Genomic DNA, 19,030 nt, shown 5'->3' on the forward strand with positions numbered 1-19,030 from the left:
ATCATAAATCCAATATCTCATTTGAGATTCGCCCGATTGCCTCAATCAGCGCCTGATTCCGAGTCCGGCTGAATTCTTCCGTCAACCGATGAATCTCAGCTACTTTTTCCTTGGTTTTCTGGAACTTGGCAATCAGCCCAAGCTTTTCCTCATAACCAAGAAGTGTACGGTCACAGCGCCGGATCAGATCATGCACACCCTGACGGGTAATGCCCTGTTCATCTGCAATCTCACTGAGGGATAGATCGTTAAATACCACATCCTCATATACACTTTGCTGATGCTTTGTCAGGAGTTCTCCGTAGAAATCATACAAAAGACCCTGTTCAACAATTTTTTCCATTCCTCATCACCTGTGTTATCATACACGATAATCTAATTGGTGTCAAGTATTTTTTCTTTACACGAATCAGATTATCAAACGAATTATTTTTTATGCTACTCTGTCTGTGTTTTCTTTCAAAAACAAGCAGATTAATGATCGCATTGCATCGTTTCAAATTCTATCCCCGCACCGGATGACCGTCTTCCTTCGGCAGTTTCTTCGCCGCCCGCCAGAAGCAGATCATATGTGCCGTCGCTGTGACCGCCCAGGAGATCGGGTACGACAGATACAGGATCGCCAGCGACCGCTGCGCTGCAAATATGGTAAAGATCCAAATCACCCGCAGTCCGCAGGCGCCGGTCAGAGAGACAAGCGTCGGCAGGATCGAATACCCAAGTCCGCGGATGCTTCCGACCATCGTATCCATCATGCCGCACAGGAAATACGTCGTACAGATAATCGACATCCGGAGCAGTCCATAGGAAATAACGTCGGCATCTTCTGAATATACCTGCAACAGCCACGGACCGCCGAGGTATGCTGCAAATCCAAGCACCAGTCCTACTGTCACAACGACACCCTGGCAGGTGGCAAGAATCTTTTTGATCCGCGTATATTTCTCCGCTCCGATATTCTGGCTCGTAAAGCTTAAATTGGTCTGATACAGTGCATTCATCGAGGTATACACAAATCCCTCGATATTCTGCGATGCCGTGTTGCCTGCCATCGCGATCGAACCAAAGGAATTGACGGACGACTGAATCAGTACGTTGGAGATCGCAAAAATCGCACCCTGGATACCAGCCGGAAGACCTACTTTTATAATAAGAAGAAGTTTTCTCCGGTTGACTCCCAGCCTGGAAAGCGACAGCTTCATCGCGCCCTCTGAATGCATCAGGCAGCGGATAACCAGAAATGCGGAAATACACTGGGAAATCACGGTTGCCAGCGCGACACCCGCTACGTCCATCTGGAGCTGGGTAACAAAGAATATGTTCAGTGCTGCATTGATAACACCTGCCACGGTCAGGAAATACAGCGGACGTTTCGTATCGCCGATCGCGCGCAGGATCGCACTTCCGAAGTTATACACCATCGTTGCCGGCATACCGGCAAAATAAATCCGCATGTAGATCGTCGATTTATCGATGACATCGTCCGGCGTCCCCATCAGTTCCAACCAGAAACGTGAGGTAAACAAACCCAAAAAGACCAGAAACAGCCCGCTTATCAGGCTGACCGTGATCGCCGTATGGATTGTCTCGCTCATGTCGCGGTCATTCTTCGCGCCATAATAGCGTGCCACCAGAACGTTCGCACCAATCGACAGACCGATAAAGACGTTAATGAGAAGATTAATAAGGGAACTGGTCGAGCCGACTGCAGCCAGAGACTGGCTGCCTGCAAAACGCCCCACCACGATCACATCTGCCGCATTGAAAAGAAGCTGAAGCACACCGGAAAGCATCAGCGGAATGGAGTATGTAAGTACCTTTCCGAGAATCGGACCATTGCACATATCCATTTCATAGGATTTCGCCATGTTTTTCATCCTTTCGTATCTTAAAAATAAAAGTCCTTTCATTTTTCGAAGGCTGGTCAGTTGATACTATTCTACCCCCTTTCCATGCGCTTTTCAAGCGTTCTTTTAATCGTTGACTTTTTCCCGGCGCGTTTTATAATAAGGGTAGATAATTTACGGCGTAAACTGTCTGGCATCTTCACAGTTACAGCCACTTTACTTATAAGGAGGACATCATGATGAACACACAGCGACTTGAGAAAGTTTTAAAGAAAATGGAAACAGAGGGACTCGAGCAGATGATTATTTCCGATCCTTATGCGATCTATTATCTGACGGGTCGTTTTATTGATCCGGGTGAACGTCTGCTGGCGCTTTACATTAACCAGTCCGGCAAGAATAAGATCTTTATCAATAACCTCTTTACCGTTCCGGAAGATCTGGGCGTAGAGAAATTCCGCTTCTCGGATACAGACGATTACCTGACTCCTCTGTGCGACTGTGTTGAGGCAGGCAAACCGCTCGGTATTGATAAAACATTTGCTGCCCGTTTCCTGATTCCGGTCATCGATCATTCGGGCGCTTCCTCCTACAAGGTCAGCTCCATCTGCATCGATGAGGTCCGTGCGTGCAAGGATGACGAAGAACGTGAAAAAATGCGTGCGGTTTCCGCAATCAATGATAAGGCGATGGCACAGTTCCGAGGTCTGATCCATGAGGGCGTGACTGAGGAAGAGATCGCTTCCAAGATGTTAGATATTTATAAGAGTCTCGGTGCAGACGGATATTCCTTTGAACCACTGGTTGGCTTCGGTGCAAACTGCGCGCTTGGACACCACGGTCCGGACAACACGGTTCTGAAAGAGGGCGACACCGTCCTGTTTGATGTTGGATGCAGGAAGGATGGCTATTGTGCCGATATGACACGTACTTTCTTCTATAAAAAAGTACCGTCTGAGAAGCACCGCGCTATTTATGAGACCGTCCGCCGCGCAAATGCTGCCGCAGAAGCAATTCTGAAACCGGGCGTTCCGCTCTGCGAAGTCGATAAAGCTGCCCGCCAGATCATCGAGGATGCCGGATATGGTCCGAACTTTACCCATCGGCTGGGACATTTCATCGGTCTGGAAGTACATGAGTACGGCGATGTTTCTTCTGCGAACACCAAGGTCGCTGAGGTTGGCAATATCTTCTCCATCGAACCAGGTATTTATGTAGAAGGCGAAGTTGGCGTGAGAATCGAGGATCTGGTGCTGATTACTGAGGATGGATGCGAGATTCTAAACTCCTTCAGCAAGGAGCTGGATATTGTAGAGTAATCACATCGCATCATTTATAACACGATTATAAAAAAGAAACTGTTACAGATGGTATTTCTGGTAATTCCGATTACAAATCACGAATCATCCAGAAAGCCAGCATCTGTAGACAGTTTCTTTTTAGTTTTCTTTAAAAGCTAATTATAATTTTCATTTATAAAAAGGCGTTTTTACGCGTTCAGCTTCTCCGTCATCATTTCATTCACTTTACCCGGATTTGCCTTGCCCTTCATCGCTTTCATCACCTGACCGACCAGGAAACCAAGTACCTTTGTCTTTCCGCTCTTGTACTCTTCCACCGTCTTCGGGTTTGCGGCGAGCACATCGGAAACTGCCTGTTCCAGAGCACTGTCGTCATTGACCATGCCAAGTCCGTGTGCATCGACATAGGCGGACGGATCGACATCTTGCTCAAAAATAGCTGTAAATACTTCTTTGGCCGTGTTGTTATTGATCGTTCCGGCATCGACCAGATCGATGAGCTGTGCCAGATGTATCGGGGAAAACCACAGGCTTTCAGCGTCCTCTCCTTTTTCCTTGAGCAGGCGGCTTGCCTCGCCGATCAGCCAGTTTGCCACCTTCTTCGGTTTCTGGCAGAGGGTGGTGGTCTTTTCAAACATATCCGCCATTTTCTTAGACTCAGTCAGGATGCGGCTGTCATATTCAGACAGACCATATTCGCTCTGGTAACGTGCCATTTTTTCTGGCTGCAATTCCGGCAGGGCGGCGCGGACAGATTCCAGCCACTCATCGCTGATGCAGACCGGCGGAAGATCCGGATCCGGGAAATAACGGTAATCTTTCGCATCCTCTTTAGAACGCATCGCATAGGAGTATTCCTTGTTGTCATCCCAGCGTCTCGTCTCCTGGATGACCTTCCTGCCCTCTTCCAGCAGCTCAATCTGGCGGGCGCGCTCGCCGTCGATCGCACGGGCAATCGCTTTGAAAGAGTTCAAGTTCTTCATCTCGGTTCTCGTACCAAATGTTTCACTTCCCACCTCACGGACCGATAAGTTGACATCGGCACGCATCGAACCTTCCTGTAACTTACAATCGGATGCGCCCAGATACTGTACCAGCAGGCGCAGGCGTTCGAGGTAGGCAATAACCTCATCAGCACTCCGCATATCCGGCTCAGAAACGATCTCGATCAACGGCACGCCGCTTCGGTTGTAATCAACCAGCGAGCAGTCTTCCCACTCGTCGTGGATCAGCTTTCCGGCATCTTCCTCCATGTGAATTTCATGAATACGAATTTTCTTTTCACCGACAGGCGTATCGATCGGGATATAACCATCGTGGCAGATCGGGAGATACAGCTGGGAAATCTGGTAGTTCTGCGGGTTGTCCGGGTAAAAATAGTTTTTCCGGTCAAATTTACAGAACTGGTTGATACCACAGTTTGCCGCCAGACCGACAGACATCGCGTATTCAACGACCTTCTTATTTAAAACCGGCAGAGAACCCGGCATACCGGTACAAACCGGGCAGGTATGAGTATTTGGTTTTGCTCCAAATTCGGTGGAGCAGCCGCAGAAAATCTTGGTTTTCGTCGCCAGCTCTACGTGTACCTCCAAGCCGATGACTGTCTCATATTCTTTCTTCATCTTATCTGCCCTCCTTGTCTGTCATAACCGGAAGCTTCCATGCACCTCTCGCCTTTTCGTATGCAGATGCCGCGCCAAACAGCTTCTTTTCCTGAAAGCAGTCTGCGATCATCTGAAGCCCGATCGGAAGTCCCTTCGAATCCAGCCCGCACGGAACTGAAATGCCCGGAAGACCTGCCAGGTTGACCGAAACAGTATAAATATCGCCCAGATACATCTTCATCGGATCGGAAAGGCTGTCGCCCAGCAGCGGTGCCGTGGACGGCGCTGCCGGTCCCAGAATGACATCGTATTTCTCAAACGCCTTGTCAAATGCCTGTTTAATCAATGCTTTTGTGCGGAGTGCTTTCAGATAATATGCATCGTAGTAGCCGGAACTCAAAACGAACGAACCGAGCATGATACGGCGTTTTACCTCTGGTCCAAAGCCCTCGGAACGGCTCTTTTTATACATTTCATGTAAATCTTCATATTCCGGTGTGCGGTAACCGTACTTCACACCGTCAAACCGGGACAGGTTGGAGCTTGCCTCCGCCGATGCAATGACGTAATATGCCGGGATCGCATACTCAACCATGCCTAAATCAAAAAACTCCACTTCTGCCCCGCGTTCTTTTAACGCATCAGCTGCCGCCAGAACAGCTTTTTTTACATCTTCATCGAGTCCTTCGCCCAGATAATCGGACGGGATTCCAATCTTCATCCCTTTTACCTCTCCGGTCAGGGCAGCGGTAAAATTGTACGCCTCCCGCTTGACAGAGGTGCTGTCCTTTTTATCATAGGAAGCGATCGTCTCCAGAATTGCCGCGCAGTCTGCGGTATCTTTCGCAATCGGTCCAATCTGATCCAGCGAGGAACCGTAGGCGATCAGACCATACCGGGAAACCGTTCCATAGGTCGGTTTGATGCCGGTCACGCCGCAGAAGGAACTTGGCTGGCGGATGGAACCGCCCGTATCTGAACCAAGAGCAAAAAAGGTCTCTCCCGCTGCGACAGCCGCACACGAGCCACCGGAGGATCCGCCCGGTACATGCTCTGTATTCCACGGGTTTTTCGTCGGTCCAAACCAGGATGTCTCGGTCGTACTTCCCATCGCAAATTCATCCATATTTGTCTTGCCAAGCAGGATCGCACCGGCTTTTTTGAGGTTCAGCGCTGCCTCCGCTGAGTACGGAGGTACAAATCCCCTTAAAATTTTGGAACTGCACGTTGTCTCAATTCCCTCTGTACAAATATTATCCTTGATCGCCATCGGAACGCCCGCCAGCGGTCCGGTCAGGGTGCCATCGTCAATCTGTTTCTGGATCTCATCCGCCTGTGCCAGTGCTGCCTCCTCGGTCAGCGTTACATAAGCATGAACTGTATCTTCATATTTATGAATCCGTTCCAGAGATGCCTGTACCGCCTCCCGGACGGAGATTTGTTTTTCTTTAATTTCTTTTCCCAGCTCCAGCGCTGTTAATTCTGAAATTCCCATCCTGATTTCCTCCATATTGCTGCCTGTATCTCTACTTCTTTTTACTCCACTGTCCTCGGCACCTTGTACTGTTTTTCTTTCTGCTCCGGTGCATTCGAAAGCATCGCATCTGATTCATCTCCATTTTCCACGACATCTTCGCGGAACACATTGTGAATGTCAAAGACATGCGACATCGGTTCTACCTCCGAAGTATCAAGCTGATTCAGCATATCGATATACTCAAGCATCCGGCTCATGTCGCTTTTCGCTGCCTCCTTTTCCTCCGGGGAAAGGGAAAGCTTTGCTAAAATACCAACATAATCAATCATTTCATCGTCTATTTTCACTGCCATAAGTTCTGTTCCTTCCTATTATAATGTGTGTTATGGACAAGCTCTTTGTTTCATAGGAAATTGCGTCCTGTCACGTTACGGTACCAGACGGCTCATATCTCTCGGGAAGAGCGAAACCTCACGGACATTCTCCTCTTCAAGCAGCTGCATCGTCATACGTTCCAGACCGATACCGAGTCCGCCGTGAGGCGGCATACCGTGTTTGAAGGTGCTTAAATACTGTTCCATTCCCTCGGTATCCATACCGCGTTTTTCAATCTTCTCCATCAACTCGGTGTAGCTGTGGATACGCTGTCCGCCGGTTGTGACTTCCAGTCCACGGAATAAAAGGTCAAAGCTGAGTGTTACTTTCGGGTCTGTCGGGTCATCCATCGCATAGAATGGACGCTTCTTGGATGGATAATGGGTGACAAACACGAAATCGGCGCCGTACTCTTCTTTAAAGTAGCGTCCAATCAGGTGTTCTTCCTCCGGCTCCAGATCGTATGGGTTTTTGATCTGGGTTCCATATTTTTCGGAGGCAAGGCGTTTCGCCTCGGTAAAGGTCACTGCCGGAATCTTCTCTACTTCCGGAAGTTTGACTTTAAGGATTTCCAGCTCCGCGGAATATTCCTTCTTTAAAATTTCCACCATATGCTGAAGAAATCCGGTTTCCATCGCCATGATATCGGTAAAATCATCGATATATCCCATCTCAAAATCCAGTCCGGTATATTCGTTTAAATGACGTTTCGTGTTATGCTTCTCCGCACGGAACACCGGACCAACCTCCATCACACGGTCAAACACGCCGACCATCATCTGTTTGTAAAACTGCGGACTCTGCGCTAACACCGCCGGGCGGTGAAAATAATCGAGTTTAAAGACGTTTGCTCCGCCCTCGGCTCCTTTTGCTCCGATCTTCGGGGAATGAATTTCCGTAAATCCTTCTCCATGCAGGTACTCCCGGAATGCCCGTGCGATTCCTTCCTGGATTCTGAAACGTGCGCGCTCCCGCAGGTTGCGGAGTGTCAGAGAACGCATATCCAGTTTAGCTTCCAGGGATGCGCTCATTTTCCATTTTGATACGGCAATCGGCATCGGTTCTTCCGGTTTCGAGAGGATCCGAACACTCTTTAAACGAAGTTCCATGCCTCTCGGCGCCCGCTCTTCTTTTCGGAGGACACCGGAAACTTCTACGAATGTTTCTTCTCTTAATTCAGCAAAATCCGCGTCGGTCACACCTTTTTCATAGACAGTCTGCAACACGCCGTCACGTTTCCGGAGAATCACAAATGCGATATCGCCCATGTTGCGGACACTCATGATCGCGCCGTTTACCTTTACTTCCCGTCCTTCCATACCGTCTGCAAACACGGCTGCCAGATCCAGCACTTCTTTTTCCTTTTTACCTGTCATAAATTCCATCGCTGTTTCCTCTCTTTCTCTGCTTTTTGATATGTCCGGGACGGGAATAATGAAAAAGAATGTGCCTTGGCACATTCTCGCGCCGAGCGCGGTCGCTTGCGACAAACTACATCTTCGCGCGAGTGCGCATCATTGGCACGTTAGTGCCTTTTTGTGTAATAGGGGATTCCAAGGAATTTCCTATTACACAAAAAGTCCCGGAATGACGTTCACTCACATCATTCCGGGACGGGATATTCCCGCGGTACCACCCGCATTTAAAAAGAAACGATTGTTTTTCTTTTTACTCTTTCGCTGCTTAACGCGCAGTCACGTGATGACCTACCTGCGGCGGCTGGCGGGGTGTCCAGTGTCGCTCTCAGTCATCCGGCTCCGGAGTGTTCCCTATTGTCCCGCTCCCTCCTGACACGGCTCTCAGCCGGTGACCGCGTCTTTCTGTCGGATTCTTCGAAACAGAGTCTCCATCTTTGCCTTTTAAAAAAGTGGGCACGAATACCATGATTATCATGGCATCCTTGCCCACCCCGTTGGATTCAATTTTTATGTTCAAACTATAAACTATTTTTCTGAGTTTGTAAAGAGGTTTTTTAATTTTTTTTCACGCAGTAATTCTGTATGGAATATGTCAGCTTCGCTGACCAGTATCACGCGCCAAGTCTCACAGATGTTCGACTTGAATAGAAGAAATCTTGTACAATATTCTCCCTTGAAACATTTTTTCAAAATTCGTGTGCAAATTGTATTGACATTCAGAATTTTTCGTGTATACTACTACACATAAAAGCAAGGGCGCTTCGAGATGATCGAGGTGCCCTTTTCTTTATGTAAAATGTGTCAGAGCACATTCATCTTACGTAGATTTAATCATCACAAAATCGCAGACATAAAACCTGAAAGGAGACATGAGTTATGAAAAAAAACATCCCTGAACTGTATGGAAGTCTTGTATTCAACGACAAAGTCATGAAAAGCAAATTGCCGCGAGATGTTTATAAGGCACTCCGCAAAACGATTGAAAATGGCAGCCATCTGGATCTCGATATTGCAAATGCAGTCGCAGTTGCAATGAAGGAATGGGCCGTTGAAAATGGTGCAACTCACTTCACACACTGGTTCCAGCCGATGACCGGCATCACTGCTGAGAAGCACGACAGTTTCATCAACCCGGTTGGCAATGGCGAAGTTATCATGGATTTCTCCGGCAAAGAGCTGGTAAAGGGCGAACCGGATGCATCCAGTTTCCCATCCGGCGGACTTCGTGCCACCTTTGAGGCAAGAGGTTATACAGCCTGGGATCCAACCTCCCCGGCATTTATTAAAGACGATACACTCTGCATCCCGACCGCATTCTGTTCCTACAGCGGCGAGGCACTTGATACCAAAACCCCTCTTCTGCGTTCGATGGAAACCATCAACCGCGAGGCGCTGCGTGTCCTGAAACTCTTCGGAAATGAAGATGTGACCCGCGTTGTCTCCACCGTTGGTCCGGAACAGGAGTATTTCCTGGTTGATAAAGAACTGTTTAATAAGAGAAGCGATTTGAAGTTCTGCGGAAGAACTCTGTTTGGCGCACCAGCTCCGAAGGGTCAGGAAATGGATGACCACTATTTCGGCGCTCTCCGTCCGAGAGTTTCCGCTTTCATGAAAGAACTGGATGAAGAGCTCTGGAAGCTCGGTATTCCGGCAAAAACCAAACACAACGAGGTAGCTCCGGCGCAGCATGAACTTGCCACCATCTACACGACTACCAATGTGGCAGTTGACAACAACCAGCTCACTATGGAAATCATGAAACGTGTGGCAGAGAAACATGGCCTTGTGTGCCTGCTCCATGAGAAACCATTTGAGGGCATCAACGGAAGCGGCAAACACAACAACTGGTCTTTATCGACCAACACCGGCGAAAACCTTCTTGATCCGGATCGCGATCCGGCAAAGAACTTACAGTTCCTTCTCTTCCTGTTCGCAACGATCAAGGCAGTCGATGTCTACGGCGATCTGCTCCGCGTATCAGTTGCAACTGCCGGAAATGACCACCGTCTGGGCGGCAACGAGGCGCCGCCAGCTATCGTGTCTATGTTTATCGGCGATGATCTGGAAGCAGTTCTCAATATTGTGGAAAAAGATCTGGAGTCTGAGGCAAAAGAAATCCAGACGATGAAGCCGGGCGCAAAGGTTCTGCCACACTTTATCAAAGATACGACCGACCGCAACCGCACTTCTCCGTTTGCCTTTACCGGCAATAAATTCGAGTTCCGTATGCCAGGTTCCGCTCTCTCTGTATCGGAACCGAACATTGTCATCAATACAGCCGTAGCTGAAGTTTTAGGCGAATTTGCAGACCGTCTGGAAGGTCTTTCAGGCAAGGCTCTGGAGGCAGAAATCCATCTGCTCTTAAAGGAAGTGCTGCGTGATCACCGCCACATCGTATTCAACGGCAACGGTTACACCAGCGAATGGGTAGAGGAAGCTCACAAACGCGGACTCTTCGACCTGCCGAGCTGCGCAGAGGCATTTCCGCGCCTGATTGCTGAGAAAAACGTAGAACTGTTCCTGAAACACGGCATCTACACCAAGGAGGAACTCTTCTCCCGCTACGAAATCAAGGAAGAGAACTACATCAAGACCATCAACATCGAGGCGAAGACGATGCTTTCGATGATGAAGAAGACCTTCCTGCCGTCCGTCCTCTCCTACTGCAAGGAGCTGGCTGAAACCGCCGCAAAGACAAAGGCAATCCTGCCGGACGCACCGATCAGCGCCGAGAGCAAACTGCTTGAGAAGCTGTCCGGTCTCTACACCGAGATTTCCGAGAAAACCGAAGCACTGGCAGAGGCTGAAAAAGCGGCAGAATCCATGGAAGATAATATCGAGAAGGTTACATATTTCCACTATACGATTCTTGCCAAGATGGATGACTTGAGAAGCAGCGTTGATACCGCAGAAGCCCTGATTCCGGATTCCTTCCTGCCGTATCCGACTTACGATGAACTGCTGTTCTCCGTATAATCTGACATGTCAATATTATGACTTGATTGAAAAATCGAGAAAAATGTGTTATGATTTGGCTGCAAAATATTGGTATATTGTCTTTTATACTGATATTTTGCAGTCAATTTTGGGTTCTTATCCCTGTTATTTTCTTATCATTCAGGTATCTTGAATACAAAGGAGGTTTATATCATGAGGGAGTCACTCACATACGAAACCGGGCTTCGTGAGGAATGCGGCGTATTTGGAATGTTTGACCTGGAGGGCGGCGATGTTGCCAGAGATATGTACTACGGACTCAGCGCACTCCAGCACCGCGGTCAGGAGTCATGCGGCATCGCAGTCTGTGACACGAACGGCCCAAAGGGCGTTGTCAACTGCTACAAAGGGCTGGGACTTGTCAATGAGGTATTTCATGAGGAGACGTTAAAACGCCTCGGCGGCAATCTGGGAGTTGGTCATGTCCGCTACTCCACAACCGGTTCTTCTACCATCGAAAACACACAGCCACTGGTACTTAAGTATTTTAAGGGAACACTCTGTCTGGCGCACAACGGAAACCTGGTAAATGCGTTTGAGATGCGCCGCCAGCTTGAAGAAACCGGCGCAATCTTCCAGACGACGATGGATTCAGAGGTAATCGCGTTCCACATCGCCAGAGAACGTCTGGCTGCCCCGACCGCTGAAGAGGCAATCAAACGGACCGCGGCAAAAACACGTGGCGCTTATGCCCTGATTATCTCCAGCCCGCGCAAGCTGATCGGTGTTCGTGACCCATTTGGTCTGCGTCCTCTCTGCCTCGGCAAAAAGGGAAATGTCTGGATCATGGCATCGGAAAGCTGTGCCATCACCTCGGTCGGCGGCGAATTTATCCGTGATATCGAACCGGGTGAGATCGTGACCATCACCCGCGACGGCGTTTTTTCTGATAAAAGCCTGCAGCAGGAAAAACGGGCGCACTGCGTTTTCGAATACATCTATTTTGCCCGCCTCGACAGCCACATCGATGATGTGAGCGTCTATGAGGCTAGGCTGCGCGGCGGCGCGGCTCTCGCACATTCCTTCCCTGCCGATGCCGACCTCGTCGCCGGTGTACCGGATTCCGGCCTGACCGCCGCGATGGGATATGCGAAGGCATCCGGCATTCCATATGAGATTATTTTCCATAAAAACAGCTATGTCGGCAGAACTTTCATCAAACCGACCCAGGAAGAACGCGAAAATAGCGTCCGGATCAAGCTTAATATTCTGGAACCGGCTGTCAGGGGAAAACGCATTGTCCTCGTCGATGACTCTATCGTGCGCGGTACGACGATGAAAAACCTGATCCGCATGCTCAAAAAAGCCGGGGCGAAGGAAGTCCATGTGCGCGTCAGCTCTCCGCCATTCCTCTTCCCCTGCTATTTCGGTACCGATGTCCCATCCAATAAACAGCTCATCGCCAGCAGCCATTCCGTCGAAGAAATCTGCCGGGAGATCGATGCGGATTCGCTTGGATATATGCCGGTTGAAGATCTCGAGGAGATGGCAGGCGGACTGCCGCTCTGTACGGCATGCTTTACCGGAAACTATCCGATGGATGTGCCGGATGGGGAGATTAAGGATGCATTAGAATAAATATTGTGCAAATAAAAAAGAATGTGCCTTGGCACATTCTCGCGCCGAGCGCGGTCGCTTGCAACATGTTTCTGCTTCGCGTGAGTGCGCATCATTGGCACGTTAGTGCCTTTTTGTGTAATAGGGAATTCCAAGGAATTTCCTATTACATAAAAAAGGGCTCTCACCGAGTCCTTTTTTATCCCTCACACTTTTTCACGTTTTGTCAAAACTTTTGTTTTTGTTTAAAATGTCTTATATGTTTTTATACATTGGATGACGGACGGTTGTTCTGCGCTTTTAACGCTTTCAACTCGTCAAATACAACATCGTTCAGAACCTTAATGTAGGTTCCCTTCATACCGGACGAACGGGACTCTATAACGCCTGCACTCTCAAACTTGCGGAGTGCATTGACGATAACGGAACGGGTAATGCCGACTCTGTCTGCAATCTTGCTGGCTACCAGAATGCCCTCGTTGCCTTCCAGCTCATCGAAGATGTGGGTAATTGCTTCCAGTTCGGAGAAGGACAGGGTGCTGATCGCTGATTTAACGATCTGGATCTTTCTTGTCTCCTCTGCATTCTCCTCGTTGACAGAACGCATCATCTCAAGTCCGACAACAGTGGTTCCGTACTCACTCAGGATGATATCGTCGATGTCGTACTGTGCATCTGATTTGTAGATGAACAGAGTACCCAGTCTCTCACCGGATATATCAATAGGCGTGATGATCGCCTGATACTTCTTCACGTTCTCCTCGGCGAATCCCAATGTGGCAAGGTTGACATTTTCCTTCGTTGACAAAACGCTTAAAAGGCGTTCATTCAACATACGGTCAACAAAACCGCCGACCTGATCCTTGATCAACTCTTCGATCTCATCCACACCCTCATGAATCGCAACTCCGAGTACTTTACCTTTCTTGCTGATTACGAGAATATTGGATTCCAGTATGTCACTGAGGACTTCACAAATGTCATTGAACACAACCTTATGAGAATGGTTGTTGTGCAATAACTTATTAATTTTTCTAGTTTTGTCCAGTAATTGAACGCTCATTTTACCAGTTACCTCCTTTGCCTTTATCGTAAATTAGAATTCGATCCTAACCTGTAAGAATTGTAACACGATTTTCGTATAATAGCAAGAGTTTTTCTGTATTTTTCATTTTTTTTAATAATTAATATCTATTTCAAGAGTTTTTATGAGTTTTTTACAAAACCGCAGGCTTCGTTAGAACAAAGAAGCTTATTTCCCTTTTCGAGCATAATATGTCCACATTTCGGACACATTTCTTTTGACGGTTTCTGCCAGGTCATAAAATCACAGTCCGGGTTATTTTCGCAGCCGTAATATCTTCTGCCCTTTTTCGATTTACGGATGACAATCTCACCACCGCATTTCGGGCACTTCACGCCGATCTTTTCCAGGTACGGCTTCGTGTTTTTACAGTCTGGGAATCCCGGGCAGGCAAGGAATTTGCCGTGCGGGCCATACTTAATTACCATGTTGCGCCCGCACTGGTCACAGATCACATCCGTCACCTCGTCAGCAATCTTGACGCTCTCAAGCGTCTTCTCCGCTTCTTTAACCGCCTTGTCAAGATCCGGATAAAAGTTTTCGATAACGGTCTTCCAGCCGATCGTGCCGTCCCCGATGCTGTCGAGCAGGTACTCCATATTTGCCGTAAACTGCAAATCGACGATGGATGGGAACGCTTTCTTCATCATCCGGTTGACTACCTCGCCAAGCTCCGTCACATAGAGGTTCTTATTTTCCTTCGCTACATAGCGGCGCGCGATGATTGTCGTGATGGTCGGTGCATAGGTACTTGGCCGTCCGATGCCCTGCTCTTCCAGCGCCTTGACGAGCGACGCCTCTGTATAATGTGCCGGTGGCTGTGTAAAATGCTGTGCCGGTTCTAACTGGTTTAAATCCAGCTTCATGCCTGCTTCCAGCGACTCGTTCAGAACGCCGTCGGTCTCCTTATCCTCGTCCTGTGAATAGACGGACATGAAGCCGTCAAATTTGATTTTGGACGCCGACAGGGTGAAAAGCTCCTCTCCGGCTGCTACCTTGACGGAGGTTGTCTCGTAAACCGCCGGGCGCATCCGGCTCGCCGTGAAGCGCTTCCAGATAAGCTGGTACAGACGGAACTGGTCTCTGGAAAGCTGTTCTTTTACCTGTACCGGCGTCAGTGTAATGTCGGTCGGACGGATCGCCTCGTGTGCGTCCTGGATCTTGGCGTCTGATTTTGCCGCCGCCGGCGCCTCGGACACGTAACTTGCCCCAAACTGGTCGCCGATATAGCTTCTCGCCGCCGCATCTGCCTCTGCCGCGATGCGGGTGGAATCGGTACGCAGGTAGGTGATCAGACCGATTGTGCCACGTCCCTTGATATCCACGCCCTCATAGAGCTGCTGGGCAAGGCGCATCGTCTTCTGCGTTGAGAAATTCAGCGTCTTGGATGCCTCCTGCTGCAGCGTACTGGTCGTAAACGGGATCGGCGCCTTCTTCACGCGTTCGCCCAGCTTCACATCGCGCACTTCGTACTCACAGCCCTCCAGACGCTTCATAAGCGCCTCCACTTCCTCTTTGCTGTGAATTGCCTTCCTGCCGTCCTTATCGCCGTAATAATGGGCGGTCAGCTTCTTTCTGGAGCCATGTACGTGGAGCTGTGCATCCAGCGTCCAGTATTCTTCCGGTATAAACGCATTGATCTCTTCCTCACGGTCGCAGATCATACGCAGCGCGACCGACTGCACACGACCGGCGCTGAGTCCTCTCTTGACCTTCGCCCAGAGAAGCGGGCTGATGAGGTAACCCACCATACGGTCAAGCATACGTCTCGCCTGCTGTGCATCCACCAGATTTTCATCGATGGCACGCGGCTCTTTTAAAGATGCCTTGACGGCGTTTTTTGTAATCTCATTGAAACTGATACGGTAAACCTTTTTATCTTTCTGTTCATCCAGCTTTAATGCTTTCATCAGGTGCCAGGAGATCGCCTCTCCCTCGCGGTCCGGGTCAGTTGCGAGATAAATCTTATCCGCTTTTTTAACCTCTTTACGAAGACGCGCCAACACATCGCCCTTTCCCCGGATGGTGATATACTTCGGCTCATATCCATGCTCTACGTCCACTCCCAGCGTGCTCTTAGGGAGGTCGCGCACATGACCGCCGGAGGCGTCCACCTCATAGTTGGAACCCAAAAATTTTTTAATTGTCTTGACTTTCGCCGGAGACTCTACAATAACCAGATTTTTTGCCATAACAGACCTCTATACAATCTTCCTAACGTAATATTGATTCATTGGCTGCAGGATCAATCCCTGCATTTCCAGATTTAAAAGCGCAGTCATGCATTCCCCTGCTGTCACCCCACAGCTTTTCATGACCGCTTCCAGATGTTTCGGTTGTGAATCTAGGCAACTATACACCATTTTTTCCGACTTGGCAAGTGCATTTACTGATTTTATTGTTTTTTTACAAGAATTTTTACATTTTATATGGAAGAAATCCAACACATCCTCCGGTTTCGTCACGATCCCCGCTCCCTGTGCAATCAGCCGGTTGCAGCCCTCACTGAGCGGATCGATGCGCCGTCCCGGCAGCGCAAATACCTCTTTTCCCTGCTCCAGCGCCAGATCCGCCGTAATCAGGGAGCCGCTTCTTTTTCGTGCTTCCACGACCAGCACCAGGTCGGAAAGTCCGCTGATGATCCGGTTCCGGATTGGAAAATGGGATGCCGTCGGCGGTACACCCGGTCCATATTCTGACAATATGCCGCCTTGTTCACGGATGCGCGCATGCAGTCGGATACCGGATGGCGGATAACAGGTGTCAATCCCACAGCCCATCACGGCATACGTCAGTCCGCCGCCATCCATCGCGCCCTTATGCCCCGCCTGATCGATCCCCAGCGCCATGCCGCTCACTACCTGCACGCCGTTTTCTGCCAGAATCCGGCCGAAATACTCTGCCTCCTGTCGTCCATACGGCGTACAGCTGCGCGCCCCGATGACTGCCGCGGATGGTTTCGCATCTTCTGGAAGCATTCCACGCACAAACAGCCACATCGGTTTATCATAGATATGCATCAGGCGCTTCGGATATGCCGCCTCACCGCACAGAATGAAACGTACCCCCTGTTCCTCCAGCCTATCGTATTCTTCCACGCGCTGTTTGAAGAGCAAAACCGCTTCCTCCAGCCCCTTTTTCACAGCCTTTCCGAGAAAGGAACATATAAACGGATCCAGTTTCTTCCTATTATATAAAACCCGCTCATAGATTCCCTCAAAACTGCCGCAGGATTCATATAATTTAGCCGCCGTCACCGCGCCGATTCCATCCACTCTCGATAACCAGTAGGCATGGATGCGCTCACGGTCGGAATACTGCATATTTTCTGTCAGAGGCACTTTTTTATGCGGCGGTTCCTGTGTTTTTCCATATAGTTCCTGCATAGAAAGCTGGGCATTCTGTACATTGCTCTCTTCTTTTCCTATTTCCATATCTTTCCCCCCTATATATGTCAGGTCGGCTGCCTTTTACCTTCAAGAATGCCTCGGCATTCTTGCTGCGAGATGCGCGTCATGCAAAGCATGACATACTTCTTTTGCGCATCTTAAGCAATCCTGCCGGAGGCTATATCAGATGGGGGATTGGCTCCCACCACTGATACTAATTTGCTTCTCGCCACCTGAAGAGGTGGGAGTCATCTCACATCTGATATAACAATTACAATCCCTGTTAAACTTTTTATTCTTTCGATCTTTTAGACATGCTTCTTTTCAGAGACTCCCCCAATATTTTTTTTCAAAACTCCGGAATCCAATCGCCTCCGCCAACTGCGTCCGCCCGATCTCCGCCTGTCCATCCAGATCGGCAAGTGTGCGCGCTACTTTTAAAATCTTTCCGTGTCCCCTGGCACTGATTCCCTGCTGCCGTTCGACCTTTTCCAGAAATACCACATCTTCCCCGGATAGACGGCAATACTTTTCGATCTGGCGGCGGGTCATCTGGCTGTTGTAGGAGATAGATTCGTCTGCAAACCTCTTTTCCTGTCGAGCGCGCGCCTCCATGACGCGGGCACGCATGACAGCGGAGGAATTCCTCTGCTCCGTCTGTGGAAAACTCCCCTCATCTATACTCTTCTCTGAAGCCAGCATACCCAAATCCTGCCGCGGTACTTCCACCCCAATATCGATCCGATCTAAAAATGGTCCCGAAACGCGGTTCAGATACCGGCGGATCTGGGTTGGAGTACAACGGCATTTTCCCAAATCTGGGAAAAAACCGCATTTGCAGGGATTCATCGCCGCCGCAATCATCGTTTTTGCCGGAAATACAACCGTCTGGTTGAGACGGGAAACCGTGATGCTTCCTTCCTCCATCGGCTGACGCAGCAGATCCAAAATTTTCGGCTGAAACTCCGTTAACTCATCTAAAAAGAGGGTTCCATAACTGGCAAGTGAGATCTCCCCGGGCTTCGGATTTCGTCCTCCGCCCGCCATCGCCTGGGCGGTCGTGCTGTGATGCGGGCTGCGGAACGGACGCTGCAAAACCAGCGGTGTGTCTGGCTTCAGGAGACCGCAGATACTGTATATCTTCGAAACTTCAATGCTTTCCTCCAGCGTAAGCGGCGGCAAAATTGTCGGAATACGCCGAGCTGCCATCGTTTTTCCCGTTCCAGCCGGTCCGATATAGAGAATGTTGTGACGCCCCGCTGCTGCCGCCTCGGTTGCCTGCCGCACCAGCGGAAGTCCGACGATCTCATCAAAATCGACGTCAAATTCTTCCTGTCCCGCCTGAAACAGATCTGGTGTGAACCATTGTCCGTGAATCTGTTCCGGATGCTGCAGGCAAGCCGTCAGCGCTTTCACATCCCGGACTCCGACGATCTCGATTCCATCCACAGCCCGTCCCTCCTGTACATTCTCTTCGGATAGAAAAACCCGTTTCATTCCGCAGCGGCGCGCTTCATAGACCATCGAAAGAACACCGGTCAACGGCTTGATGCTGCCGTCCAAACCCAGTTCACCGATAAACGCCCATTGGTCCCAATCCGGTGCAGAATTGTTCTCCTCATCTTCCATCCCATCCATTTCCGGGCAGGTTTCATCCGTCTTTCTTATTTTTGCCTTTTCACCCTGTTCCCACAAGCACCTCAAAATTCCTGCCGCGATCGCCAGATCACACCCCGTTCCCTCTTTCCGCACCCCGGCTGGCGATAAATTGACCGTGATCCGCTTCGGCGGCAGGCAAACCCCCGCATTCCGAAGTGCGGTCCGAACGCGCTCCTGCGCCTCCCGCACCTCCTCCGCCAGGTAGCCCACCATGACAAAACTCGGCAATCCGTTGCTCACATCAACTTCCACCGTGATCCGGTAGCCATCGATGCCGCGGGTGCTGAAACTGTTTATTTTACTGAACATATATTTCCCC

At 49.6% G+C, this 19,030-nt stretch carries 13 protein-coding genes; 3 read left to right on the plus strand and 10 right to left on the minus strand.

Translation table 11 applies throughout. The features are described 5' to 3' along the window. Position 1 precedes the first annotated feature (1 nt). Positions 2-343, minus strand: coding sequence for a YlxM family DNA-binding protein (ylxM, locus tag DXC57_RS01335; RefSeq protein WP_118650831.1), 342 nt, complete (start codon positions 341-343; stop codon positions 2-4). 160 nt (positions 344-503) lie between these two features. Beyond that, positions 504-1,868, minus strand: a complete 1,365-nt coding sequence (locus DXC57_RS01340) for an MATE family efflux transporter (RefSeq protein WP_118651310.1) — start codon at positions 1,866-1,868, stop codon at positions 504-506. Between the two features lie 218 nt (positions 1,869-2,086). Here DXC57_RS01340 and DXC57_RS01345 point away from each other — a divergent pair, with 218 nt between their 5' ends. Then, positions 2,087-3,166 (plus strand): Xaa-Pro peptidase family protein, encoded by a 1,080-nt coding sequence (locus DXC57_RS01345; RefSeq protein ID WP_106999922.1) that lies wholly within the window; start codon positions 2,087-2,089, stop codon positions 3,164-3,166. 170 nt (positions 3,167-3,336) lie between these two features. On the opposite strand, the gene gatB is transcribed toward DXC57_RS01345, so the two are convergent. From gatB to aspS, 4 genes are all read right to left on the minus strand, one after another. Continuing rightward, the gene (gene gatB / locus DXC57_RS01350; protein ID WP_118650833.1) at positions 3,337-4,773 is read right to left on the minus strand and encodes an Asp-tRNA(Asn)/Glu-tRNA(Gln) amidotransferase subunit GatB; all 1,437 of its coding nucleotides are present in this window, start codon (positions 4,771-4,773) and stop codon (positions 3,337-3,339) included. Between the two features lies 1 nt (position 4,774). Beyond that, positions 4,775-6,250, minus strand: a complete 1,476-nt coding sequence (gatA, locus tag DXC57_RS01355; protein ID WP_118650835.1) for an Asp-tRNA(Asn)/Glu-tRNA(Gln) amidotransferase subunit GatA — start codon at positions 6,248-6,250, stop codon at positions 4,775-4,777. Between the two features lie 41 nt (positions 6,251-6,291). Continuing rightward, positions 6,292-6,585 carry an Asp-tRNA(Asn)/Glu-tRNA(Gln) amidotransferase subunit GatC gene (gene gatC / locus DXC57_RS01360; protein WP_106999925.1) on the minus strand — a complete coding sequence of 98 codons (294 nt, stop codon included), beginning with the start codon at positions 6,583-6,585 and terminating at the stop codon, positions 6,292-6,294. A 75-nt stretch (positions 6,586-6,660) separates the two neighbouring features. After that, positions 6,661-7,992, minus strand: coding sequence for an aspartate--tRNA(Asn) ligase (gene aspS, locus DXC57_RS01365; RefSeq protein WP_118650837.1), 1,332 nt, complete (start codon positions 7,990-7,992; stop codon positions 6,661-6,663). A 909-nt stretch (positions 7,993-8,901) separates the two neighbouring features. Between aspS and DXC57_RS01370 the strand changes: the two genes are divergently transcribed. Continuing rightward, positions 8,902-11,001: a glutamine synthetase III gene (locus tag DXC57_RS01370; RefSeq protein ID WP_118650839.1), complete on the plus strand. Its 2,100-nt coding sequence runs from the start codon at positions 8,902-8,904 to the stop codon at positions 10,999-11,001. Between the two features lie 174 nt (positions 11,002-11,175). Next, complete coding sequence (purF, locus tag DXC57_RS01375; RefSeq protein WP_118650841.1) at positions 11,176-12,600, plus strand: amidophosphoribosyltransferase; 1,425 nt, start codon at positions 11,176-11,178, stop codon at positions 12,598-12,600. 244 nt (positions 12,601-12,844) lie between these two features. Here the strand turns inward: purF and codY are convergent, their stop codons facing one another. The 4 genes from codY to DXC57_RS01395 all read right to left on the minus strand — a co-directional run bounded on the left by codY (position 12,845) and on the right by DXC57_RS01395 (position 19,020). Next, positions 12,845-13,642: a GTP-sensing pleiotropic transcriptional regulator CodY gene (gene codY, locus DXC57_RS01380; protein ID WP_022360247.1), complete on the minus strand. Its 798-nt coding sequence runs from the start codon at positions 13,640-13,642 to the stop codon at positions 12,845-12,847. Positions 13,643-13,785: 143 nt separating this feature from the next. Continuing rightward, positions 13,786-15,855 (minus strand): type I DNA topoisomerase, encoded by a 2,070-nt coding sequence (gene topA / locus DXC57_RS01385; RefSeq protein ID WP_106999929.1) that lies wholly within the window; start codon positions 15,853-15,855, stop codon positions 13,786-13,788. Between the two features lie 9 nt (positions 15,856-15,864). Then, positions 15,865-17,097 (minus strand): DNA-processing protein DprA, encoded by a 1,233-nt coding sequence (gene dprA / locus DXC57_RS01390; protein ID WP_243101256.1) that lies wholly within the window; start codon positions 17,095-17,097, stop codon positions 15,865-15,867. 279 nt (positions 17,098-17,376) lie between these two features. Next, positions 17,377-19,020, minus strand: coding sequence for a YifB family Mg chelatase-like AAA ATPase (locus tag DXC57_RS01395; RefSeq protein ID WP_118650843.1), 1,644 nt, complete (start codon positions 19,018-19,020; stop codon positions 17,377-17,379). Positions 19,021-19,030: the final 10 nt, after the last annotated feature.

Origin of the sequence: Clostridium sp. TF06-15AC (assembly GCF_003481165.1) — a bacterium.
Classification (GTDB): Bacteria; Bacillota; Clostridia; order Lachnospirales; family Lachnospiraceae; genus Otoolea; species Otoolea fessa.

Excerpts from the sequence above, each read along its gene's own strand:
- ylxM (WP_118650831.1), bottom strand. The coding sequence starts at position 343 with ATGGAAAAAATTGTTGAACAGGGTCTTTTGTATGATTTCTACGGAGAA.
- DXC57_RS01340 (WP_118651310.1), bottom strand. The coding sequence starts at position 1,868 with ATGGCGAAATCCTATGAAATGGATATGTGCAATGGTCCGATTCTCGGA.
- DXC57_RS01345 (WP_106999922.1), top strand. The coding sequence starts at position 2,087 with ATGAACACACAGCGACTTGAGAAAGTTTTAAAGAAAATGGAAACAGAG.
- gatB (WP_118650833.1), bottom strand. The coding sequence starts at position 4,773 with ATGAAGAAAGAATATGAGACAGTCATCGGCTTGGAGGTACACGTAGAG.
- gatA (WP_118650835.1), bottom strand. The coding sequence starts at position 6,250 with ATGGGAATTTCAGAATTAACAGCGCTGGAGCTGGGAAAAGAAATTAAA.
- gatC (WP_106999925.1), bottom strand. The coding sequence starts at position 6,585 with ATGGCAGTGAAAATAGACGATGAAATGATTGATTATGTTGGTATTTTA.
- aspS (WP_118650837.1), bottom strand. The coding sequence starts at position 7,992 with ATGGAATTTATGACAGGTAAAAAGGAAAAAGAAGTGCTGGATCTGGCA.
- DXC57_RS01370 (WP_118650839.1), top strand. The coding sequence starts at position 8,902 with ATGAAAAAAAACATCCCTGAACTGTATGGAAGTCTTGTATTCAACGAC.
- purF (WP_118650841.1), top strand. The coding sequence starts at position 11,176 with ATGAGGGAGTCACTCACATACGAAACCGGGCTTCGTGAGGAATGCGGC.
- codY (WP_022360247.1), bottom strand. The coding sequence starts at position 13,642 with ATGAGCGTTCAATTACTGGACAAAACTAGAAAAATTAATAAGTTATTG.
- topA (WP_106999929.1), bottom strand. The coding sequence starts at position 15,855 with ATGGCAAAAAATCTGGTTATTGTAGAGTCTCCGGCGAAAGTCAAGACA.
- dprA (WP_243101256.1), bottom strand. The coding sequence starts at position 17,097 with ATGGAAATAGGAAAAGAAGAGAGCAATGTACAGAATGCCCAGCTTTCT.
- DXC57_RS01395 (WP_118650843.1), bottom strand. The coding sequence starts at position 19,020 with ATGTTCAGTAAAATAAACAGTTTCAGCACCCGCGGCATCGATGGCTAC.